Origin of the sequence: Streptomyces sp. N50, assembly GCF_033335955.1 — a bacterium.
In the GTDB taxonomy this organism is placed as follows: Bacteria; Actinomycetota; Actinomycetes; order Streptomycetales; family Streptomycetaceae; genus Streptomyces.
This window is the reverse complement of the sequence record NZ_CP137549.1, coordinates 9,979,797-10,001,738: the sequence shown is the minus strand read 5'-3', so window position 1 is coordinate 10,001,738 and position 21,942 is coordinate 9,979,797. Positions and strand designations below refer to the sequence as shown.

Sequence of the window (21,942 nt, the reverse complement as noted above, 5' to 3'; positions counted from 1 at the left end):
GGTCTGTCCTGAATGAGGTTCCGGACAGGCCCCAAGGTCGACGGTGAGCGCCCAGGAACGGCTCCGCAGCCAATAATTAGCACTCCATTGAGCAGTGTGCATCGTGAAGTTGCAGGTCGCGGGTCTGGTGTGCGCGGGGTTCGCGATACTCGTGCCGGTCGCGGGTGGATGACTTCGGTGAAGATCGTCGGTCATCGGGAGGCTCCGCGGTTCGTCAGGACCAGCAGGGCCCTGACCAGGATGGTCGCCCACTTCGGGTCGGTGCGGACCTTGCCGAGGACCCGCCAGTTCTTGAGATGGGCGAAGCCGTGCTCGACCGGCGCCCGGACAGCGGCCAGTGCCTTGTTGGACAGTTTCTGCCCTCGGGTCAGGGGCCGGTTACGGGCGGCCTTGTAGCCGGTGATCACCGTCGGGTCGGTGTCCGGGCCGCTGTCGTCGAGGCCGACGAAGCCCAGGTCGGCGATGGCGTCGAGCCCGGCCGCCCGCAGTTTCGCGGTGAGCTGGTCGTGGCGGCAGGCGGTGATCTCCGAAGATCGTCCGGGGTGGGCCGCCGAGACCCACAGCAGGCGGCCCCGGTCGTCGGTGAGCGCGATCACCAGCAGGCCATGGCATTTGTGCTTGCCGGAGTAGTTCTTCAGGTTCGCCGTGCCGGTGCGCCGCCGGGTCCGTATCAGGGTGCCGTCGAGCAGAACCACCCCGCCACCCGTTCGGGCGATCTTCTTGAGTGCGCGGTCCAGGCGCGGGGCGCGGGCGGCGAGCAGGCCGACGGCCTCCCGCACCCACCGGGTGATGGTGGTGCGGTGCACTGCGTTCCCGCCGGCGAGGTCGCCGGGCCGCTGGTCACAGCGCAGCACCGCCAGCACGATGCCGGCGATCTTCCCCGCGGGCAGGGCCCGCCACCGCGAACCGATCTTCTTCAAGTGGCCGCGTATCACGGTGGCGAGGTAGTTCAGGATGGCGCTCGACAGCGGCAGGCGGGCGGTGTAGACAAAGCCGTCAGGGCCCTCGACGGGGCTGGTGTCGTTCTTCACGAAACACGTCAACTGCCGTCGGGGGCACGCCGGTTACGCCCCGACTCTCCGTCCCGGTGTGGCTACCGGCGTGCGGCGAACCGTCCGTCGGGCCGTTTGTGCAGCCAGCCGCGATCGGCGAGCCTGGTCATCTTCGCGCGCAGCGGTTCCAGCTTCCCGCGCACTGCCGTCTCAAGTCCCAGTTCCTCGCCCACCGTCCTGACCTGCACCGGCCGGTCCGCGGCCCGTACGATCGCCAGGATCTTGCAGTAATCGCCGGGCAGTGCGGCCTCGTCGAGGCCCTCGCCGCGGTGCGGGATCAGCAGGACCGCCCTTCCCGCCACCCGGGCGGGCGCCGGGGAGGAGACCACGGCGCTTTCCGCTTCGGCCCGGTCCTGCTCGGCCAGCCGGTTCAGGACCCGCTCGGCGACCAGCAGTTCCTCCCGCTCGGCCTGGACTTCATGCTGCTGCCTGGCCAACTCCTCGGCGAGCGCGTCCAGTTCGCTCCGGCGAGCGGTGATCCGCTCCAGGTCTCCCATACCCTGCACCCTCCCGCGATCTCACCGCGTACCGCTCCGGTCACGGATCGTAGGAGCGGTCCCGAGACGAGCGCAGCGGAACCCGAGAACCGCCTCAGCCGGCAGGGCAGACGATCTTCACCATGGACACCCGCCGCCGACCGGCACGAGCACGGCAACTCGCCCGCACACCAGCCCACCTCACCTGCACGTTTCACGATGCACGGATCTCAGTGAGAATTCGCGTCCTGAGCTGGTTCTTCTTTGGTAGTGGCAGTGGCGGGCGGTGGCTTGGTGGTGTCTGCGCCAGTGGGACCAGTTCAGTGCGTGGAGGCGTCTGTCCTGGTGGGGTCTTGGGTGGGGAAGGAAAGTGTCCAGCAGGCGCCGGATCTCTGCCACGGTGAGGGGGACGAGGCTGGTGGTGTCGTTTCTGCGGCCCCCTTTGCGACCTCTTGGGCCTGGGCTGCCAGGACGGTCAAGAAGGCGTGGGCGAGCATGGCCAGGGTGATGTGTCGGTACCAGCCCACGTAGCGGCGGACTTCGTATTCGTCGAGGCCGCACTCGTTCTTCGCGGCCTGGAAACACTCTTCGATGGCCCAGCGTGAGCCCGCGACACGGGCCAGTTCGGAGATGCCCGCGTCGACAGGTGCGTAAGCGAGGTAGTAGGCGATCTCGCTGGGTTCGGAGAGACTGCGACGGGTCAGTACCCAGCGGTGATGGGTCGGCGGGTCAGGGTCGAAGATGAGATTGACGGGCAGCTTGGCCGCCGCCCAGTCATAGACACGCGGACCCTTGGCGCCGTCACCGCAGGAGATGGTCTGCCAGGCGTCGGCCGGGGCCTCGGCAATGAGTTCGTCGATGCGCCAGACGCCGGCAAGGGACTTGATCTGCTGGGACTTCGGCACTGCCACGACGTAGCCCAGGCCGTGTTGTTCGAGCAGGCGGCGGAAGGACCAGTCCTGGCCGTACGCCTCGTCCGCGGTCACCCAGGACGCCGGGAGCCCGGCTGCCAGACAGCGGCGGACCATGGCCTTGGCCAGTTCACCCTTGGTGGCAAAAGCCCGGTCGTCAGGGACTTTCGCCTGGTGGCACCGCTCACGGTCCTTGGTCCAGGACTTGGGCAGGTAGAGGTCGCGGTCCACCAGGGCCCGGCCGTGCGCGGTGGCATAGGCCGCAAACACCCCGATCTGGCAGTTGTCGATCTTCCCGGAGGTGCCGGTGCACTGCCGCGACACCCCAGCCGACGTGGTCCCCTTCTTGATGAAGCCAGTGTCATCGATGATCAACACCCCGTCCGGGCCGAGTCGTTCGGCGACGTACGCGCGCACGTCGTCCCGGACCGCGTCCGCGTCCCAGCGGGCCCCGTTCAGCAGGTGTTGCAGTCCTGCGGGATCACGATGGCCGGCGTACTCCGCCAGCTGCCAGCCATTCTTCCGACCCACCGGCGCCAGCAGGCCCCGTACGTAGTCCCGCATCCGCCACCGCAGATCCGCCCGCCCGAACCGGCCTCCCACGCGAGCGAACACCAACTCCAACTCCGCAGCCCAGCCCTCGACTTCAGCCATCCCCACCATGACCGGACAACGAGAAGAACCAGCTCAGGACACGAATTATCACTGGAGTATTAGACGGTGTCCTACGTGGTGAGGCGGACGTTGGTCTGTTCATGGGGCGGGGTACGTGGAGTTGGATTGTTCCGGACGGGCTGTGGGAGATGGCGAAGCCGCTGATCCCACCGTCGAAGGTGCGTCCGCAGGGCGGGGGAACACACGACACACCTGATGAGACGCTGTTCGCCGCGATCGTCTACGTGCTGGTCAGCGGCTGCGCCTGGCGCGCTCTGCCACCCTGCTTCGGGATATCGAAGTCGACCGCCCACCGCCGGTTCCTGATCTGGTCGAGAGCCGGCGTCTGGGGCCGCCTCCACGAAGCCGTGCTGCACCGCCTCGACGACGCCGGGCTCATCGACGTCACCCGCGTCGTCCTCGACACCGCCCACGTCAGGGCTAAAAAGGGGGCGAACACACAGGTCCGAGCCCCGTGGACCGGGGCAAGCCGGGTTCCAAGATGCACGTCCTGTCGGACGCGAACGGACTGCCCCTCCTCGTCGGCGTCTCGGCCGGCAACACCCACGACAGCGAAGGGCTGAAGCCCATGATCGAGGGTCACCAAACGAGACACGACCCTCACCGCGGCCGGTACTTCAAGCCCCAGCGCCTCCACGCGGACAAAGCCTACGACCGCGCCGACCTGCGCAGATGGCTCCGATGGAAACGCATCGGAGTACGCATCGCCCGCAAAGGCATCGAATCCAGCGAGCGATTAGGGCGCCGGAGGTGGGTGATCGAGCGCACGATGTCGTGGCTGTCCGGCTACCACAGACTCAGCCCTCGCTACGAGCGTCATCCATGCAACTACCTGGCGTTTCTCGGACTGGCCGCGGCCCTCTGCTGCTACAAACGCCTCGTCCGCCTCACCACGTAGGACACCGTCTTAGAGAGCACCACCTATGAGTTCACCCACGAATATGGCGTGAGCCACTGATTCCTAATGCTGTCAACATGCTCAGCAACAGGCTTCTATACGGCGTCCGGTGTGCGGTAGCGCTCGATGAACTTGTCCACCGTCTCGGGGTCTCGGCGCATTGCCGCCATCAGCTGGTTCTTCCGAAACCGTTCGCGGCCGGCCGCGAGGATCGCGGTGTAGTCGCCCCGGGCCTGCACAATCCGTTCGATGATCAGGAACTCGATGACGTCTTCCAGGCAGGGCCTGAACCGTTTGCCGCCCACAGGGAAGTGGAGACTGGCAAGCGAGCGGCCAGGGTCCGTCTTCGGATCGTTGAGTGTGTCGAACAGTTCGGATACGGCATCGACCAGCACGTGTGCGTCTGGGTAGCCGTCAGCCTTGTTGAGCTCGTAGTCGTCGTGGAACAGCCCGTGCTTGGCCGCCTGCGATCCGAAGACGTAGTCCATGGCCAGGCCGAAGACGATGCCCACCAGGAAAATCGGCATCAGGCTCATGATCGGACCGGGCTGCTCCACCCCCAGCAGGCTCGCGCCCCAGCCCCACTGGAAGACCGCGACAACCGCGCCGAGGGCGGCCAGCACGGACAGGAGGAATCCGAGGGCGGCCTTGACGGGCACGAGTACGGAACGGAAGGCCACCAGCAGTAGAAGCAGTGCCAGGATGACGATGACAGCCAGGTAGGGCACGAGGGCGCTCTGAAGGGCCTGTGCGACGTCGATGTTCATCGCGGTGCTGCCGGTGACCTCGAAGGTCGCGCCGGTTGACTTTTCGAGATCGGCGCGTTCCGAGCGGATGGTCTTGACGAGGTTCTTGGTGCCCTCGGTGTTCGGGCCGGCGGTGTTCGGGCCGGCGGTGGGGACCGCTGAGAAGAGCGCGGTGTCACCGGCAGGGTTGAACCGCGCGGGAGAGACGGACACGACGCCGCTCGTGTCGCCGATCTTCTCGGCGATCTCGCTCGCGGCCCGCCTTGGGGTCGGCCGCGCCCTTGGCGTCCACGACGATCGTCAGCGGCCCGTTGAAGCCGGGTCCGAAGTTGTCGGCGAGCGCGTCGTAGGCACGTCGCTCGGTGGAGGAGACGGGCTTGGACTCGGCACCCGGCATGCCCATCTCCAAGTGCGCGGCGGGCAGGGCCAGGACGCCCAGCCCCACGGCACCGGCGACCAGCACGGTCACCGGGCGGCGCAGAACGAACCGCGCCCACCGTGAACCACTGTTCTGGGTATCGTCGTTGCCCGCGGTCGTGGATGGCGCGGCGGTGACAGGGCCCCGCTCGCGCACACGGCGGAAGAGCACCGCGTCGGGCCACATCCCGAGCAGGGCCGGGACCAGGGTGAGGGCGATCAGCACCGCAATGACCACGGCTCCCGCCGCGCACAGGCCCATCTTGGTCAGCATCGGGACGCCGACCACCGACAGGCCCGCCAGCGCGATGACGACCGTCAGACCCGCGAACACCACGGCCGAACCGGCGGTGCCGACGGCCAGGCCGACCGCTTCACTCGAATCGAGTCCGTTCGCCCGCTCCTCCCGGTAGCAGAAGACCACGAAGAGGGCGTAGTCGATGCCGACCGCCAGCCCCAGCATTGAGGCCAGGGTCCCGGTGGTCAGGGAGAGACCGAGGGTGCTGCCCAGGGCCAGGATGGACGCCGTGTTGATCCCGACGCCTACAACGGCGGTGAGCAGGGGAAGCCTGGCCGCCGCGAGATCAGAAGGTGATCAGCAGCACGACGGCGGCGAGGGCGATCCCGACGACCTCGACGGTGAGACCGGAATCACGTGCCTGATCGATGGCCTTCTCCAGCGCGGCCTTGTCCGCGTCCTTGAGATCGGCGCCCTTCACCTTGAAGTTCACCGTGGCGTAGGCGGTGGAGCCGTCCTTGCTGACCGCGTCGGCCGTGAACGGGCTCACCGCGCCGGCGACCTCCGGCTCATCGGCGGCCTCGTGTACGAGTGCGTCGATGGCGGCGCGGTGTCTGGACGCGGTCACCTTCTCGCCCTCGGGTGCGACGAACACGATCCGCGCGCTCGGGCCGTTCGCGTCCGTGCCGGGGAAGCGCTCTCCAATCAGATCGGAAGCCTTCTGCGCCTCGATGCCCGGCATGAACGATGTGCCGCTGCCGGAGGCGGCGGGAGCCTTGGCGGCGCCGAGGAGCAGGACCCACAGCAGCGTCACGAGCCATCGCCGTCGGAAGGCGGTCCGGCCCAACCGGTACAGGAAGGTAGCCACGAGAAACGGATCTCCAGGTCTGGGTTCGGGTAGATCACCAGACTGACCGGACAAGGGGCGGCGAGGCATCGTGCTGGTGCTGGCACTCTTCCTTGGTGTCGATGCACCAGCCAGCGTGCTCTGGCCATCCTTGAAATGGAGCACCGGATACGACCTGGATATGACATCACGCCTCGTTGATTCGACAGTTCGTCAACCCGTTTCATCCGCCCACTTCCGCGTCTCTTGTTCTGCACCAGCCTTCGCGCTGGGGTCCCGGAAGCTATGCCCTCGAACGGTCAGGACGGGGCTTCTGCTCCCCCTCCACTTGAAGAGGCGAGGCTCCCGTCAGCCGTCATGACCGACGGGGCGCACGAAGTGCGGGGCCAGGCGGGAAGTTCGGCCACGTGAGGAACTTGAGTCTGCTCTCCATCTGTTTTCCGCCCGAGTCTGCGGTGAGCAGGAGCTGGGCCCCGGAGTCGCCGGTAGGCCTGGAGCCACGCCCGAACGACCAAGATGCCGCTGTCCCTATGCGGACCTCATCGAGGGCTCGGCCCATCGGGGTGAGCACTCGTGTCGTCGGCGCTGCTGGTCTCGCGACCGGATCCGCAGCTCAATTTCATTCCGAACACTTTGTTGGTACGTCCTGACATAGCTGTTGACATCCCCACAGAGTCGGCCTCATAGTCTCTCCAACTAGAGCGCGCTACTAAAGCGCTCCAGTCGCTGAACAGGCGGTCTACACCTGCGACCGCCGCAGAAGAAGAGCCGCCACGCACGGCACGTACACAGCACTCACGCACCGCTCGCCACTCGGTCAACACGCATCGGCCGCCGGCGCGGGACGCGCTTCAGCCCACCACTGACTCCACCCTGACAAGCACAGCGAGGTGCAGAGGGACATGCGCAGAAACCACCGAGCCGCAGTTTTCACCGCCACCGTCCTGGTCGGCACTCTGTTCGCCGCCGGCTGTTCCAGCAGCTCGGGCGGCAAGAAGTCCGAGGGAGGAGGTGCGGACGCCTCGGCCGGCAAGGCCACCACCCCGCGTATGACGGTGGCCATGATCACCCACGCCGCCCCCGGCGACACCTTCTGGGACCTGGTCCGCAAGGGCGCCCAGGCCGCCGCCGCCAAGGACAACGTCAAGCTCGTCTACTCCAGCGACCCCAGCGCCGGCAACCAGGCCAACCTGGTGCAGAACGCGATCGACCAGAAGGTCGACGGCATCGCACTCACCGCCGCCAAGCCGGACGCCATGAAGGACGTGGTGGCCAAGGCCAAGTCGGCCGGCATCCCCGTGGTCGGCTTCAACTCCGGCGTGAGCGACTGGAAGAAGCTCGGCATGCTCGAGTACTTCGGACAGGACGAGAGCATCGCCGGCCAGGCATTCGGCCAACGCCTCAACCAACTCGGCGCCAAGCACGCCCTCTGTGTCATCCAGGAACAGGGTCAGGTCGCCCTCGAGGCCCGCTGCGCCGGTCTGAAGAAAGGCTTCAGCGGCAAGACCGACATCCTCTACGTCAACGGCACCGACATGCCGTCGGTGAAGTCGACCATCACCGCGAAGCTCAGCCAGGACTCCTCCATCGACCAGGTGGTCACCCTCGGCGCCCCGATCGCGCTGACGGCGATCCAGTCATTGTCCGACTCCGGCAGCAAGGCCAAGCTCGCCACCTTCGACCTCAGCAAGGACCTGGTGGCGGCCGTCCAGGACGGCAAGATCGAATTCGCCGTGGACCAGCAGCCGTATCTCCAGGGCTACTTGGCCGTCGACTCGCTGTGGCTCTACAAGACCAACGGCAACTTCAGCGGCGGCGACACCGCGCCCGTCCTCACCGGACCGGCCTTCATCGACAAGACGAACGTCGACAGCGTGGCCAAGTTCGCGGCCAACGGAACCCGGTGATGAGTATGACCCAGCACGCCGACCCGGCGGTGACCACACCGCCGGCCCCCGGCCCCAAGGAGGTTGACGGCCGCACGGCCGAACGTCCGCAGGCGATAAGGCTGTTGGCCCGCCCCGAGGTGGGCGTGTTCCTCGGCGCGGCAGCGGTGTACGTGTTCTTCCTGATCGCCGCCCCGCCGGTGCGTGAGGGCGCGTCGATGGCGAACATCCTCTACGGGTCCTCAACCATCGGCATCATGGCGCTCCCGGTCGCGCTGCTGATGATCGGCGGCGAGTTCGACCTCTCCGCCGGCGTCGCCGTCATCACCTCCGCGCTCACCGCGGCCATGCTCAGCTACCAACTCACCATGAACGTATGGGTCGGTGTGATCGCCGCCCTGGTTGTGTCGTTGGCAATCGGCTTCCTCAACGGATGGCTCGTGGTCAAAACTGGGCTTCCCAGCTTCCTGATCACGCTGGGCAGCTTCCTGATCCTGCAGGGCGTCAACCTCGCGGTGACCAAGCTGGTTACGGGGAACGTGGCGACCGACGACATCAGCACCATGGACGGTTTCGACCAGGCCAAGAAGGTCTTCGCGTCGTCGTTCGATGTCGGCGGCGTGCAGGTGAAGATCACGATCGTGTGGTGGCTGGTGTTCGCTGCGATCGCGACGTGGGTTTTGCTGCGCACGAAGTACGGCAACTGGATCTTCGCGGTGGGCGGCAACAAGGACTCCGCCCGTGCGGTGGGTGTGCCGGTGGCGTTCACGAAGATCTCGCTGTTCATGCTGGTCGGTTTCGGTGCCTGGTTCATCGGGATGCACCAGCTGTTCTCCTTCAACACCGTGCAGTCGGGCGAGGGTGTCGGGCAGGAGCTGATCTACATCTCCGCGGCCGTGATCGGCGGCTGTCTGCTGACTGGTGGTGCCGGTTCCGCGATCGGGCCGGTCTTCGGGGCGTTCATGTTCGGCATGGTCCAGCAGGGCATCGTCTACGCCGGCTGGAACCCCGACTGGTTCAAGGCGTTCCTCGGCGTGATGCTCCTGGGCGCCGTCATGATCAATCTGTGGGTGCAGCGCACCGCGACCCGGAGGTGACCTCGATGACCGACAACACGACCGGCACCCACGGCGCGATCCTCACCGACACGCCGTCCACGGACGGGGACCACCCCCTCGTCCAGCTCCGCAACGCGGGCAAGTCCTACGGCAACGTCCGCGCCCTGCACGGGGTCGACCTCGCGGTCCGCCCCGGCCAGGTCACCTGCGTCCTCGGCGACAACGGCGCGGGCAAGTCCACCCTGATCAAAATCATCTCCGGGCTGCACCAGCACACCGAGGGCGAGTTCCTCGTCGACGGCGGGCCCGTGCACTTCACCACCCCGCGCCAGGCGTTGGACCGCGGTATCGCGACGGTCTACCAGGACCTGGCCGTCGTGCCGCTGATGCCGGTGTGGCGCAACTTCTTCCTCGGCTCCGAGATGACCAAGGGCCCCTGGCCGATCCGCCGCCTCGACATCGAGAAGATGAAGAAGACCGCCGACGAAGAACTGCGCAACATGGGCATCGTCCTGGACAACCTCGACCAGCCCATCGGCACCCTCTCCGGCGGCCAGCGCCAGTGCGTCGCCATCGCCCGCGCCGTCTACTTCGGCGCCCGCGTCCTGATCCTCGACGAACCGACCGCCGCCCTGGGCGTCAAGCAGTCCGGTGTCGTGCTGAAGTACGTGGCGGCGGCGCGGGAGCGGGGTCTGGGGGTCATCTTCATCACCCACAACCCGCACCACGCCTACATGGTCGGCGACCACTTCAGCGTCCTGCGCCTGGGTACCATGGAACTCTCCGCCGAACGCAGCGAGATCACCCTCGAAGAACTCACCAACCACATGGCCGGCGGCACCGAACTCGCCGCACTCAAACACGAGTTGTCCCAGGTCCGCGGCGTCGACGTCGACGAACTCCCCGACGCGAGAGACCTGACGGCGCTGTAGCGGCATGTCCCCAGCAGGCAAGGTCAAAAGCCCCAACTGCTGGGGGACATGGCCGGTCGCCGATGTCTCAGGCGGACGTCTCCGGTGCCTTGCCACTGGTACCGCGCACCACGAGCTTCGGATCCAGTACGGCCTCTCGGGCTTCCAGTTCCGGGTTCTCCAGCCGTTCGACGGCGAACCGCACGGCGTGTTCCGCCATCAGAGTCGCGTCCTGGCGGACGGTGGTCAGGCCGATCGGCATCAGATGGGAGAGGTGACTGTCGTCGTACCCGACAACCGACACATCACGCGGGACATCGACGCCTGCCCGCGTCAGGGCCATCAACAGGCCCCACGCACAACGGTCGTTGCCCGCGAGGACCGCCGTCGGCAAAGCCTCCCCCCGATCACGCTCCGCCAGGAACAGGCGGCCCGACTCGATGCCCGACTCCTCCGTGTGCTCCCCGGGGATGACCCGCACCTCGGCCTCCAGCCCGTGCCGGCGCATCGAGGCCCGGTAGGCACGCCGCCGCTCGACCGATCCGGGGCTCCGGCCGCCGTCGATGTGCACGATTCGGCGGTGCCCCAGTTCGACGAGGTGCTCCATGGCCTGGTGCACTCCCTTGCCTTCCGCGCTGTGGACGAAGTCCACGCGGGCGCGGGGAACTCGGCGGCCGACCGAGACGGTCGCCGCTCTGCGTCCGAGTTCGTCGAGATACCCGGCCTCCGCCTCTGGGCCGAGCAGGATCAGCGCCTCGCAACGGTGGCTGAGCAACGCCTCCGCCGCCTTCGCCTCGCTGCGGCCATGGGTCGCCGCGGAGAGCAGGACGTCGTAGCCGAGGCGTTCGGCCTCGGGGTAGATCCCCGCGATGAGGTCCGCGTGGAAGGTCTGGTGGACGGTGAACATCACGCCGAGCGTGCGGCTACGGCCGCGGGCCAGCAGCCTGGCCGCGCTGTCGGGGTGGTAGCCGATCTCGTCGGCCACCCGCAGCACCCGCTGTCGCGTCTCCTCGCTCGCGCCCGGCTGCCCCCGGAAGATGATCGAGACGAGCGCCCGCGACACGCCCGCTTTCGCAGCGACGTCCGCCATCGTGGGCCGCTGCTTTCCTGCCGCATCCACCTGTGAAACCACCTTCCGCCGCGGCCAACCCTACGGGCCCTCTGAAATCTCCCAGCAACAAGGTATTGACATGACATTTGGACAGGAGTCATCGTACACAGACTAGAGCGCGCTAGTAGAGCGCGGCAGTGAAACTCCTGTACGCCTCCGTCTCCGGCATGTAAGGGAAACCAGCGTGATGCCGTTCGAAGTGCTGACCATGGGCCGTGTAGGGGTGGACGTATTTCCGCTCCAGACCGGTGTGGGGCTGGCCGAGGTCACGTCGTTCGGCAAGTACCTGGGCGGGAGTCCGACCAACGTCACCGTCGCCGCGGCCCGTTACGGGCACTCCGCGGCCGTGATCACGAAGACGGGCCGGGACCCGTTCGGGGACTTCGTCCGCACGGCCTTGGAGGGGTACGGCGTCGACAGCCGGTTCGTGGGTACGTCGGACGTCGCGCCGACGCCGGTGACGTTCTGCGAGATCTTCCCGCCGGACGACTTCCCGCTGTACTTCTACCGGCTGCCCAAGGCCCCCGACCTGGACATCCAGCCGGACGACCTGGACCTCGACGCCGTCCGTGACGCCCGGATCTTCTGGGTCACCGGGACGGGGCTGAGCGAGGAGCCGAGCCGTTCGGCCACCCTGGCCGCGCTGGCCCATCGGGCGAAGGCGGGGACGACGGTCTTCGACCTGGACTGGCGGCCGATGTTCTGGATGGACGCAGGTCAGGCGCGTTCGTACTACGCCGAGGCCCTGCGCCACACCACCGTGGCCGTCGGCAACCTCGACGAGTGCGAGGTGGCGACGGGTGAGCGCGAGCCGTACGCCGCCGCGAAGGCACTGCTCGCCGCCGGGGTGGAGTTGGCGGTGGTGAAGCAGGGCCCCAAGGGCGTCTTGGCCGTCGACCGCGACGGTTCGGCCGTCGAGATACCGCCGGTCCCGGTGGACGTCGTCAACGGACTCAGCGCCGGTGACGCGTTCGGCGGCGCGCTCTGCCACGGCCTGCTGTCCGGCTGGGACACCCGCCGTACGGTCGCCTTCGCCAACGCGGCCGGCGCGATCGTCGCCGGACGACTCTCCTGCTCCGACGCGATGCCCACCGAGGCCGAGGTCGACGCCAAGCTCCGCACGGCCTCCACCTCGTCCACCTCTCCCACCACCGAGCAAAGGGCGTGACGACGTGCTGTCCGACAACGTGAACCGGATCGTGTCCGCCCGGGTGGGCGACCCCGGTGCCGCCGCTGCCGCCGCCGCGCGCCGCGTCAGAGCCACCTCGCCGCTCGGCGAGCACGGCCGGGCGATGATCATCGCGGCCGACCATCCCGCACGCGGCGCCAACGCCGTCGGGGCCGACCCGAACGCCATGGCCGACCGCTTCGAGCTGCTGGACCGGCTGTGCACCGCGCTCGAACGACCGGGCGTCACCGGAGTGTTGGCCACCGCCGACATCCTGGAGGATCTGCTGTTGCTCGGCGTCCTGGACGGCAAGAGCGTCTTCGGTTCCATGAACCGAGCCGGACTCGCGGGCTCTTCCTTCGAGATCGACGACCGCTTCACCGGGTACGACGCCGAGACGATCGCCGCGATGGGCTTCGACGGCGGCAAGATGCTCACCCGGATCGCCCTCGACGACCCGGCCACACCCTCCGTCCTGGAGAACACCGCCCGTGCCGTCAATGAGCTGAACGACCGTCAACTCATCGCCATGGTGGAGCCGTTCCTCTCCTCCTGGCAGGACGGGCGGATACGCAACGACCTCTCGACGGACGCCGTGGTCAAGTCGGTCACCATCGCCTCGGGCCTGGGCCGCCGCACCGCCTACACCTGGCTGAAGCTGCCCGTCGTGGACGGCATGGAGCGTGTGCTCGCTTCCTCCACCCTCCCGGCCCTGCTGCTGGGCGGCGAGGTCAAGGACGCCGAAGCGGCCTTCGCCTCCTGGGGCAAGGCCCTCCGACTCCCCACCGCACAGGGCCTGGTGGTCGGCCGCTCTCTGCTCTACCCGTCCAACGGCGATGTCGCCGGCGCGGTCGACAAGGCGGTGAGCCTGCTGTGAGCGACACGAGCAAGTACCACCTGCACAACGGGAGTTCGGCCGACGGCCCCTACGACCTCCTGGTCTCGCCCGAGTCGGCGGGCTGGGGATACTCCGGCCTCAGGATCCTGACCCTGAGGCCGGGCGAGGCACACGCCCTGTCCACCGGAGACTCCGAGTTCCTGGTCCTGCCGCTGACGGGCGCCTGCACCGTCACCACGGACGGCACGTCCTTCGAACTCGCCGGTCGGACAGGCGTGTTCGCCTCGGTCACCGACTTCGCGTACCTCCCCCGCGAAGCGGAGGCCCTGATCAGCAGTGCGGACGGTGGGACGTTCGCACTGCCCTCCGCCCGTACCGAGCGGAGCTCACTCTCCGCTCGGTACGGGCCCAAAGAGCGCGTGCCCGTCGAGTTCCGCGGCGCCGGCGCGTGCTCCCGCCAGGTCAACAACTACTGCCTGCCCGGCACCTTCGACGCCGAACAGCTCCTGGTGTGCGAGGTCCTCACCCCCGGTGGCAACTGGTCCTCGTACCCGCCACACAAGCACGACGAGGCCCGCCCCGGCGCCGAGTCCGAGCTGGAGGAGATCTACTACTTCGAGGTCGCGGGCGACGGTGACGGCTTCGGGTACCAGCGGGTCTACGGCACCCCCGAGCGGCCCATCGACGTACTCGCCGAAGTCCGCTCCGGCGACGCCGTGCTGATCCCGCACGGCTGGCACGGGCCCTCGATCGCGGCGCCCGGCTACGACCTCTACTACCTCAACGTCATGGCCGGCCCGGGCCAGGACCCCGCCTGGCTGATCTGCGACGACCCCGCCCACGGATGGGTGCGGGAGACCTGGCGCTCCCAGGACGTCGACGACCGCCTGCCGTTCGAAGGACTCACGCAGCGATGACCACCGTACGACTCACCACCGCCCAGGCCCTGGTCCGCTTCCTCGCGAACCAGTTCAGCGAGCGCGACGGCCAGGAGCAGCGGCTGATCCCCGGGGTCTGGGGCATCTTCGGGCACGGCAACGTGGCCGGGATCGGCCAGGCGCTGCTCCAGGCGTCCGTGACCCAAGAGGCGGACCTGCCGTACTACTTGGCCCGCAACGAGCAGGGCATGGTCCACGCCTCGGTGGCCTACGCGAAGATGCGCGACCGGCTGGCCACCTTCGCCTGCACGGCGTCGACGGGGCCCGGCTCGACGAACATGATCACGGGCGCGGCGCTCGCCACGACGAACCGCATCCCGGTCCTGCTGCTGCCCAGCGACATGTTCGCCACCCGCGCCGCCGACCCGGTGCTGCAGCAGTTGGAGGACACCCGGGGCGGGGACGTCACCGTCAACGACGCCTTCCGTGCCGTGTCGAAGTACTTCGACCGGATCTCCCGGCCCGAGCAGCTGATCCCCGCCGCCCTCGCGGCCATGCGGGTGCTGACCGACCCGGTCGAGACCGGCGCCGTGACCCTCGCCCTGCCGCAGGACGTGCAGGCCGAGGCGTACAACTGGCCGGTCGCGTTCTTCCGGCGCCGGGTATGGCACATAGGCCGCCCGGTGCCGGAGCCCGCCGCCGTCGAGCGGGCCGCACGGCTGCTGCGCGACGCCCGCAGGCCGCTGATCGTCGCGGGTGGCGGGGCCGTGTACTCCGGCGCCGAGAGCCGACTGCGGGCCTTCGCCGAGGCCACCGGCATCCCGGTCGCCGACACCCACGCCGGCAAGGGCGCGGTCCCCTGGGACCACGCCTGCGCGGTCGGCGGGATCGGTTCGACCGGCTCGTACGCGGCCGACGAACTGGCGAAGGAGGCCGATGTCGTCCTCGGGATCGGCACCCGCTACAGCGACTTCACCACCGCGAGCCACACCGTCTTCGCCAACCCGGACGTCGCCTTCGTCAACCTCAACGTCGCCCGCCTGGACGCGGTCAAGCACTCCGCCGAGCCGCTGGTGGCCGACGCCCGGCTCGGCATCGAGGCCCTCTCGGAAGCGCTGAACGGCTGGCAGGTTTCCTCGGAATACCGCGCGCTGACCGGTCGACTCATCGCCCGTACAAGGGAGATCGAGGACGGCTGCTTCACGGTGGGCCACGGCCCGCTGCCCGCGCAGACGGAGATCCTCGGCGCGCTCAACGACGTCCTCGGCGACCGTGACGTGGTCATCAACGCGGCCGGTTCCATGCCCGGCGATCTCCAACAGCTGTGGCGGGCAAGGGATCCGAAGGCCTACCACGTCGAGTACGCGTACTCCTGCATGGGCTACGAGATCGCCGCCGGCGTCGGCGCCAAGATGGCCGATCCCTCCCGCGAGGTCGTCGTACTCGTCGGCGACGGCTCGTATCTGATGATGGCTCAGGAGATCGTGACCATGATCTCGGAGGGCCTGAAGGTCATCGTCGTCCTGGTCCAGAACCACGGGTTCGCCTCCATCGGCGCCCTGTCGCAGGCGCTCGGCTCACAGCGGTTCGGCACCAAGTACCGCTACCGCGACGGCACTTCGGGCCAGCTCGACGGAGAGATCCTCCCCGTCGACCTCGCCGCGAACGCCTCCTCGCTCGGTGCGGACGTCCTGCACGCCGCCTCCGTCGACGGGTTCCGTACGGCGATGGAGAAGGCGAAGGCCGCCGCCCGCACCACGGTCGTCCATGTCGAGACCGACCTGTACGGGCCCAACCCGCCCGCACACGGGTGGTGGGACGTGCCCGTCAGCCAGACCTCCGCCCTCGACTCCACCCGTGGCGCGTACGAGACGTACGCCGCCAACAAGCTCGCCCAGCGCCACTACCTGTAAGGACACCTTGCCGTGAATACCATTCAGCACTGGATCGACGGTACGGCCGTGTCCGGCACGGACACCGCCGCGGTGTTCGACCCGGCCACCGGCCAGGAGCAGGCCCGGGTCGCCCTGGGCGGGCCCGATGTCGTCGACACCGCCGTCAGCGCCGCCGAGCGGGCCTTCGAATCCTGGTCGGAGTCGTCGCTCACACAGCGCACCCAAGTGATGTTCGCCTTCCGCCAGTTGCTCGTCGACCACGAGGACGAGCTGGGGCGGATCATCTCCGCGGAGCACGGCAAGACCGTGGCCGACGCACGCGGCGAGATCACCCGCGGCCGGGAGGTCGTCGAGTTCGCGTGCGGTCTCGGCGATGTCCTCAAGGGGTCGTTCTCCGACCAGGTCTCCCGCGGCATCGACGTCCACAACTTCCGTCAGCCGATCGGTGTCGTCGCGGGCATCACCCCCTTCAACTTCCCTGCCATGGTGCCTCTTTGGATGCACCCGATCGCCATCGCGACCGGCAACACCTTCATCCTCAAGCCCAGCGAACGGGACCCGTCGGCCGCGAACTTCGTCGCCGAGCTGTACCGCCGGGCCGGACTCCCCGACGGCGTCTTCAACGTCGTGCACGGAGGCAAGGACGCCGTCGACGCGATCCTCGCCCACCCCGGTATCGCGGCCGTCTCCTTCGTCGGATCGACCCCGATCGCCAAGTACGTGCACGAGCAGGCCACTTCGCACGGCAAGCGCGTCCAGGCGCTCGGCGGCGCCAAGAACCACGCCGTCGTCCTCCCCGACGCCGACCTGGAGTTCGCCGCCAACCACATCACCGCCGGCGCCTACGGCTCGGCCGGCGAGCGCTGCATGGCCGTCTCCGTCGCCGTGGCCGTCGGCGACGCGGCGGACGGCCTGGTGGAGGTGCTGTCCCGCAAGGCCCGCGAGGTGAAGGTCGGCCCCGGTCACATCGCGGACGTCGAGATGGGACCGCTGATCACCAAGGTCGCCCAGGAGCGGGTCGAGAACGCCGTCGCCACCGCCGCCGAACAGGGCGCCACCGTCGTCGTGGACGGCCGGGGACTCAAGATCGAGGGCCACGAGGACGGCTTCTTCACCGGCCCCTCCCTCCTCGACCACGTCACCACCGAGATGGACGCCTACCGCGACGAGCTCTTCGGCCCCGTCCTCGCGATCGTCCGCGTCGACACCCTCGACGACGCCATCGCCGTCATCAACGCCAACCCGTACGGCAACGGCACCGCCCTGTTCACCGCCTCCGGCGAGGCCGCGCGGCGATTCCAGCGCAACGTCAAGGTCGGGATGATCGGCGTCAACGTGCCGGTGCCCGTGCCGATGTCGTACTACTCCTTCGGCGGCTGGAAGGACTCCCTCATCGGAGACTCCCCCATCCACGGCCCCGAGGGCATCCGCTTCTACACCCGCCCCAAGGTCGTCACGACCCGCTGGCCGCGGCCCGCCCAGCAGGTCGCCGCCGGCTTCAACTTCCCCACCTCCAGCTGATCCACAGAGTCCCCCGTCCCCCCTTCGCAAAGGACCGACCATGGCAACGGCGCCAACTCCCCTCCGCACCACCGCCGGCAACCTCTGCCTGGGCTCCGCCCCCGACTCCTGGGGCATCTGGTTCCCCGAGGACGAGCACCAGGTGCCGTACACCCGCTTCCTCGACGAACTGGCCACGGCCGGCTACCAGTGGCTGGAGCTGGGCCCGTACGGCTACCTCCCCACCGACCCGCAACGCCTGAAGGAGGAACTGGACGTCCGTGGCCTCCAGGTCTCCGGCGGCACCGCCTTCGGCGCCCTGCACCGGCCCGAGGCCTGGGACGAGATGCTCGCCCACGTCCGGCAGGTCGCCGCACTGACCGCGGCCGCCGGCGCGCACCATCTCGTCCTGATCCCGCCCATGTACCGGGACGAGAAGACCGGCGCGTTCACCGAGTCGCCCGAGCTGACCGCCAGCCAGTGGGCGGGCTTCGGCCGGTCCGCCGACCGGCTCGGCAAGCTGCTGCTCGACGAGTACGACGTACGACTCGTCCTGCACCCGCACGCGGACAGCCACATCCAGACCCAGCCGGAGATCGAGCGGCTGCTGAACGAGTCGGACTCCCGCTACACCAACCTGTGCCTGGACACCGGGCACGTGGCCTACGGCGGCGGCGACAACCTCGACCTGATCCGCCGGTTCGGCGAGCGCGTGGGCTACGTCCACATCAAGCAGATGGACCCGGCGATCCTCGCCCAAGTCGCCGCGGAGGACCTGTCGTTCGGCGAGGCGGTCAAGCGCGGGGTGTGCGTGTCACCGCCCGCGGGCGTGCCGAACCCGGCCGACGTGGTGGCCGAACTCGTGCGGCTCGACGCCGAGTTGTTCGTCATCGTCGAGCAGGACCTCTACCCGTGCGCTCCCGAGGTGCCCCTGCCCATCGCGGTCAGCACACGAGAGCACCTGGCCGGCTGCGGTCTGACGGGCACCCGCCGCCCGCACCTCGACCGATAGGAGGCAACGGCTATGGACGTCAGGGACGACACGACCACAGCCACGCCCACCGCGATCGCGGACGACACCCCTCCGGCGGTGTCACGGCGGCTGCGGCTCATCACCGTCATCGCCACCTTCGGCGGACTGCTCTTCGGCTACGACACCGGCGTCATCAACGGCGCCCTGCCCTACATGACCGACGACCTGGGCCTGACCCCCTTCTCCGAGGGCATGGTCACCAGCTCGCTCCTGCTCGGCGCCGCGCTGGGCGCGATCACCGGCGGACGGTTCTCGGACGCGCGCGGACGGCGTCGTACGATCCTCGTCCTCGCCGTGGTGTTCTTCGTCGGCGCCCTCGGCTGCACGCTCGCGCCGAACACCGCCGTCATGGTGGTGGCCCGGTTCGTGCTGGGCCTCGCGGTCGGCGGCGCCTCGGTAACCGTGCCGGTCTATCTGGCCGAGATCTCGCCCGCCGAACGGCGCGGGGCACTCGTCACCCGCAACGAACTCATGATCGTCAGCGGCCAGTTGCTCGCGTTTACCTCCAACGCGGTGATCGCGCGGGTGGGTGGTGAGTCCGGCGGGGTGTGGCGCTACATGCTCGTGCTCGCCACCGTCCCGGCCGTCGTGCTCTGGTTCGGCATGCTGGTCATGCCGGAGAGCCCCCGCTGGCTGGCCTCCAAGACCCGCTTCGCCGAAGCCCTGGAAGTCCTCAAGCAGGTCCGCTCCCAGCAGCGGGCCGAAGCCGAACTCGCCGAAGTCTCCGCGCTCGCGGTCAAGGAGGACCAGCAACGACTGGGCGGCTGGCAGGACATGAAGTCCACGCCATGGCTGCGCAGGCTCATGTTCGTCGGCTTCGGCATCGCGATCGTGCAGCAGATCACCGGCGTCAACACGATCATGTACTACGGCACCCAGATCCTCACCGACGCCGGTTTCACCGCCGACAGCGCCCTGACCGCGAACATCGCCAACGGTGTCATCTCGGTCTTGGCCACCTTCGTCGGCATCTGGCTGCTGGGCCGCGTCAATCGCCGCCCGATGCTGATGACCGGTCAGATCGGTACGACAGCAGCCCTGTTGCTCATCGGTGTCTTCTCCCTGCTGCTGCCCTCGGGCGATGGGCGGGCCTTCGCCGTGCTCGCCATGACGGTCACCTTCCTCGCCTTCCAGCAGGGGGCGATCTCGCCGGTGACCTGGCTGATGCTGTCGGAGATCTTCCCGATGCGGATGCGCGGTTTCGGCATGGGTGTCGCGGCCGTGGTGCTGTGGCTGACCAACTTCGCCATCGGCCTGGTCTTCCCCACGCTGGTCTCCGCGATCGGGATCTCCAACACCTTCTTCCTCTTCGTGGTGGCGGGCGTCTTCTCGCTCACCTTCGTCAGGCTCTACGTCCCCGAGACCAAGGGCCGCACCCTCGAAACCCTCGAAGCCGAACTCCGGGCGCGCTTCTCCTGAACACCCCTCGTTCCTGAAGGAATTGACCATGACAGTACGTGTAGGCGTCATCGGCGCCGGCTGGATCGGCAACGAGCACATCCAGCGCCTCACCCACACCGTCACCGGCGCCCGGGTCACCGCGGTCACCGACATCGACCCCGACCGCGCCGCCGAGGCCGCGGAGCCGGTCGGTGCCCGGGTCCTGCTGGACGGCGCGGCCGTGATCGCGGCGGACGACGTGGACGCCGTCCTCGTGACGTCGTGGGGCCCCACCCACGCCGAGCACGTCCTGACCGCGATCGCCGCCGGGAAGCCGGTGTTCTGCGAGAAGCCCCTCGCCACCACCGCCGAGGACTGCCTGCGGATCATCGAGGCCGAGATCGCACACGGCCGCCGCCTGGTCCAGGTCGGCTTCATGCGCCGATACGACGCCGGATACCGGCAGTTGAAGCACGTCATCGACTCGGGCCGGATCGGTGAGCCGCTGATCGTGCACTGCGCACACCGCAACCCGACCGTCCCCGAGTCGTACACCTCCGCCATGGCCGCCCTGGACACGGCCGTGCACGAGGTCGACGTACTGCGCTGGCTGCTCGACGACGAGATCGTCTCCACCCAAGTGGTCACCCCGCGCGCCACCAGCAAGCGGTTCGCCCACCTCAAGGACCCCCAGATCATGCTCTTCGAGACCGCCAAGGGCGTCCGCATCGACCTGGAGGTCTTCGTCAACTGCCAGTACGGCTACGACATCCAGTGCGAGGCCGTCGGCGAGGAGGGCCTCGTCCGCCTGCCCGACCCGGCCGCCGTGGGAGTGCGCAGCGCGGGGCAGCACAGCACGGAGGTGCTCACGGACTGGGTGGGCCGCTTCGCTGACGCCTTCGACACCGAGTTCCGCGAGTGGATCGCGGGCATCGCCGCCGGCGACGAACCCACCGGCCCCTCGGCCTGGGACGGCTACGCGGCCACCGTCATCACCGCCGCGACCGTCGAGGCCCTGGAGTCGGGCCACATCGTCGCCACCGACCTCAAGCCCCGCCCCGCCTTCTACGGAGGAGCCGCGTGAAGATCGCCCTCGACCCCTACATGTTCCGCGCCCTGCCCCTCGACGACATGGTGCGCACGGTCGCCGAACTCGGCTACGAGTACATCGAGTTGTCACCCCGCGACGACTTCATGCCGTTCTTCCTGCACCCGCGTGCGGACGACGACCGCGTGGCGGAGCTGAAGAACTCCCTGCGCACACACGGGGTTCAGCTGTCCTCGGTGCTGCCTCTGTACAAGTGGTCCTCCCCCGACGAAACGGAACGGCAGACCGCCGTGCGGTACTGGAAGCGGATGATCGAAATCACCGCCGAACTCGAATGTCCCCTGATGAACTCGGAGTTCAACGGCCGCCCCGAACGCGCCGCCGAGAGCGAAGCCGCCTTCTGGCGCTCACTGGAGGAACTGCTGCCCGTCTTCGAGCGCGAGGGCATCGCCCTCAACCTGGAGGCCCACCCCGACGACTTCTGCGAGGAGAACACCCCCGCCGTCGACCTCGTCCGCGCCATCAACAAGCCCTGGGTCAACTACCTCTACTGCGCCCCGCACTCCTTCCACCTCTCGGGCTCCGACCCGACGGCGGACATCGCCGCGATGCTGCGCCACGCCGGCGACAAGCTCCAACACGTCCACATCGCCGACTCCTTCAACCACAAGGGCTCCAGCGGACTGCGCTACATCCTCAACCCGCCCGGCACCACCGCCCGCATCCACCAGCATCTCGACATCGACCAGGGAGAGGTCGACTGGAACGCCTTCTTCGGCACCCTCCGCGAACTCGACTTCGACGGCGTCGCCACCGCCTGCGTCTTCGCCTGGGAGGAACGCGCCCGCGAATCCTCGGCGTTCATGCTCGACCGCATCACCAAGGAACTCGCGGTGTGAACGACCGCCGCTTCAGGTGCACAGGGGCTGGCTGGGGCTCGGTGACATCACTCATCGAGCCCCAGCGCACCGCTCCC

17 protein-coding genes and 1 pseudogene are annotated in these 21,942 nt (G+C 68.4%); 13 read left to right on the top strand and 5 right to left on the bottom strand.

Annotation, left to right across the window (positions count from 1 at the left end):
- Positions 1-191: 191 nt before the first annotated feature.
- The 3 genes from R2B38_RS44430 to R2B38_RS44420 all read right to left on the bottom strand — a co-directional run bounded on the left by R2B38_RS44430 (position 192) and on the right by R2B38_RS44420 (position 3,093).
- On the bottom strand, positions 192-1,031 hold the full coding sequence (locus R2B38_RS44430) for a transposase family protein (RefSeq protein WP_318021508.1): 840 nt from the start codon (positions 1,029-1,031) through the stop codon (positions 192-194).
- 62 nt (positions 1,032-1,093) lie between these two features.
- Positions 1,094-1,549 carry a hypothetical protein gene (locus tag R2B38_RS44425; RefSeq protein ID WP_318021507.1) on the bottom strand — a complete coding sequence of 152 codons (456 nt, stop codon included), beginning with the start codon at positions 1,547-1,549 and terminating at the stop codon, positions 1,094-1,096.
- A gap of 299 nt (positions 1,550-1,848) precedes the next feature.
- Complete coding sequence (locus R2B38_RS44420; RefSeq protein WP_411978546.1) at positions 1,849-3,093, bottom strand: IS701 family transposase; 1,245 nt, start codon at positions 3,091-3,093, stop codon at positions 1,849-1,851.
- 101 nt (positions 3,094-3,194) lie between these two features.
- On the opposite strand from R2B38_RS44420, the gene R2B38_RS44415 reads away from it, so the two are divergent.
- Positions 3,195-4,012, top strand: a protein-coding gene (locus tag R2B38_RS44415; RefSeq protein ID WP_318021505.1) for an IS5 family transposase whose coding sequence is annotated in 2 segments (ribosomal slippage) — positions 3,195-3,537 and positions 3,537-4,012 — 819 coding nt in all. Because the reading frame shifts where the segments join, the coding sequence is not laid out codon by codon here.
- A gap of 479 nt (positions 4,013-4,491) precedes the next feature.
- On the opposite strand, the pseudogene R2B38_RS44410 reads toward R2B38_RS44415, so the two are convergent.
- Positions 4,492-6,281, bottom strand: a pseudogene (locus tag R2B38_RS44410) (MMPL family transporter); the annotation flags it as partial.
- 881 nt (positions 6,282-7,162) lie between these two features.
- Here R2B38_RS44410 and R2B38_RS44405 point away from each other — a divergent pair.
- Genes R2B38_RS44405 through R2B38_RS44395 form a run of 3 tightly spaced genes read left to right on the top strand, consistent with a single transcriptional unit; the run spans position 7,163 to position 10,136 of the window.
- A complete protein-coding gene (locus R2B38_RS44405; protein WP_318021504.1) occupies positions 7,163-8,167 on the top strand; it encodes a sugar ABC transporter substrate-binding protein in 1,005 nt (334 codons plus the stop codon).
- The gene (locus R2B38_RS44400) at positions 8,167-9,243 is read left to right on the top strand and encodes an ABC transporter permease (protein WP_318021503.1); all 1,077 of its coding nucleotides are present in this window, start codon (positions 8,167-8,169) and stop codon (positions 9,241-9,243) included. The genes R2B38_RS44405 and R2B38_RS44400 overlap by 1 nt, the downstream gene beginning before the upstream one ends.
- Before the next feature lie 5 nt (positions 9,244-9,248).
- Positions 9,249-10,136, top strand: coding sequence for an ATP-binding cassette domain-containing protein (locus R2B38_RS44395; RefSeq protein ID WP_318021502.1), 888 nt, complete (start codon positions 9,249-9,251; stop codon positions 10,134-10,136).
- A 67-nt stretch (positions 10,137-10,203) separates the two neighbouring features.
- On the opposite strand, the gene R2B38_RS44390 is transcribed toward R2B38_RS44395, so the two are convergent.
- Positions 10,204-11,205, bottom strand: a complete 1,002-nt coding sequence (locus tag R2B38_RS44390; protein ID WP_318021501.1) for a LacI family DNA-binding transcriptional regulator — start codon at positions 11,203-11,205, stop codon at positions 10,204-10,206.
- A gap of 208 nt (positions 11,206-11,413) precedes the next feature.
- Between R2B38_RS44390 and iolC the strand changes: the two genes are divergently transcribed.
- From iolC to R2B38_RS44345, 9 genes are read left to right on the top strand one after another with little or no spacing between them, the layout of a single operon-like run.
- Entirely contained in the window at positions 11,414-12,394 is a 981-nt protein-coding gene (gene iolC / locus R2B38_RS44385; RefSeq protein ID WP_318021500.1) for a 5-dehydro-2-deoxygluconokinase, read from the top strand.
- 4 nt (positions 12,395-12,398) lie between these two features.
- Entirely contained in the window at positions 12,399-13,271 is an 873-nt protein-coding gene (locus tag R2B38_RS44380) for an aldolase (RefSeq protein WP_318021499.1), read from the top strand.
- Positions 13,268-14,149: a 5-deoxy-glucuronate isomerase gene (gene iolB / locus R2B38_RS44375; RefSeq protein WP_318021498.1), complete on the top strand. Its 882-nt coding sequence runs from the start codon at positions 13,268-13,270 to the stop codon at positions 14,147-14,149. The genes R2B38_RS44380 and iolB overlap by 4 nt, the downstream gene beginning before the upstream one ends.
- Positions 14,146-16,023: a 3D-(3,5/4)-trihydroxycyclohexane-1,2-dione acylhydrolase (decyclizing) gene (gene iolD / locus R2B38_RS44370; protein WP_318021497.1), complete on the top strand. Its 1,878-nt coding sequence runs from the start codon at positions 14,146-14,148 to the stop codon at positions 16,021-16,023. Before iolB ends, iolD begins: the two co-directional genes overlap by 4 nt.
- A 12-nt stretch (positions 16,024-16,035) precedes the next feature.
- Positions 16,036-17,526 (top strand): CoA-acylating methylmalonate-semialdehyde dehydrogenase, encoded by a 1,491-nt coding sequence (locus R2B38_RS44365; protein ID WP_318021496.1) that lies wholly within the window; start codon positions 16,036-16,038, stop codon positions 17,524-17,526.
- A 40-nt stretch (positions 17,527-17,566) separates the two neighbouring features.
- Positions 17,567-18,517, top strand: a complete 951-nt coding sequence (locus R2B38_RS44360) for a TIM barrel protein (RefSeq protein ID WP_318021495.1) — start codon at positions 17,567-17,569, stop codon at positions 18,515-18,517.
- 12 nt (positions 18,518-18,529) lie between these two features.
- The gene (locus tag R2B38_RS44355; RefSeq protein WP_318021494.1) at positions 18,530-19,957 is read left to right on the top strand and encodes a sugar porter family MFS transporter; all 1,428 of its coding nucleotides are present in this window, start codon (positions 18,530-18,532) and stop codon (positions 19,955-19,957) included.
- Between the two features lie 28 nt (positions 19,958-19,985).
- The gene (locus R2B38_RS44350) at positions 19,986-21,002 is read left to right on the top strand and encodes a Gfo/Idh/MocA family oxidoreductase (RefSeq protein WP_318021493.1); all 1,017 of its coding nucleotides are present in this window, start codon (positions 19,986-19,988) and stop codon (positions 21,000-21,002) included.
- The gene (locus tag R2B38_RS44345) at positions 20,999-21,865 is read left to right on the top strand and encodes a sugar phosphate isomerase/epimerase (protein ID WP_318021492.1); all 867 of its coding nucleotides are present in this window, start codon (positions 20,999-21,001) and stop codon (positions 21,863-21,865) included. Before R2B38_RS44350 ends, R2B38_RS44345 begins: the two co-directional genes overlap by 4 nt.
- Positions 21,866-21,942 lie beyond the last annotated feature (77 nt).

Bases quoted from the DNA above. Each gene is read 5' to 3' on its own strand.
- R2B38_RS44420 (WP_411978546.1), bottom strand. From the start codon at position 3,093: ATGGCTGAAGTCGAGGGCTGGGCTGCGGAGTTGGAGTTGGTGTTCGCT.
- R2B38_RS44400 (WP_318021503.1), top strand. From the start codon at position 8,167: ATGAGTATGACCCAGCACGCCGACCCGGCGGTGACCACACCGCCGGCC.
- R2B38_RS44355 (WP_318021494.1), top strand. From the start codon at position 18,530: ATGGACGTCAGGGACGACACGACCACAGCCACGCCCACCGCGATCGCG.
- R2B38_RS44390 (WP_318021501.1), bottom strand. From the start codon at position 11,205: ATGGCGGACGTCGCTGCGAAAGCGGGCGTGTCGCGGGCGCTCGTCTCG.
- iolC (WP_318021500.1), top strand. From the start codon at position 11,414: ATGCCGTTCGAAGTGCTGACCATGGGCCGTGTAGGGGTGGACGTATTT.
- R2B38_RS44395 (WP_318021502.1), top strand. From the start codon at position 9,249: ATGACCGACAACACGACCGGCACCCACGGCGCGATCCTCACCGACACG.
- R2B38_RS44360 (WP_318021495.1), top strand. From the start codon at position 17,567: ATGGCAACGGCGCCAACTCCCCTCCGCACCACCGCCGGCAACCTCTGC.
- R2B38_RS44350 (WP_318021493.1), top strand. From the start codon at position 19,986: ATGACAGTACGTGTAGGCGTCATCGGCGCCGGCTGGATCGGCAACGAG.
- R2B38_RS44425 (WP_318021507.1), bottom strand. From the start codon at position 1,549: ATGGGAGACCTGGAGCGGATCACCGCTCGCCGGAGCGAACTGGACGCG.
- R2B38_RS44405 (WP_318021504.1), top strand. From the start codon at position 7,163: ATGCGCAGAAACCACCGAGCCGCAGTTTTCACCGCCACCGTCCTGGTC.
- iolD (WP_318021497.1), top strand. From the start codon at position 14,146: ATGACCACCGTACGACTCACCACCGCCCAGGCCCTGGTCCGCTTCCTC.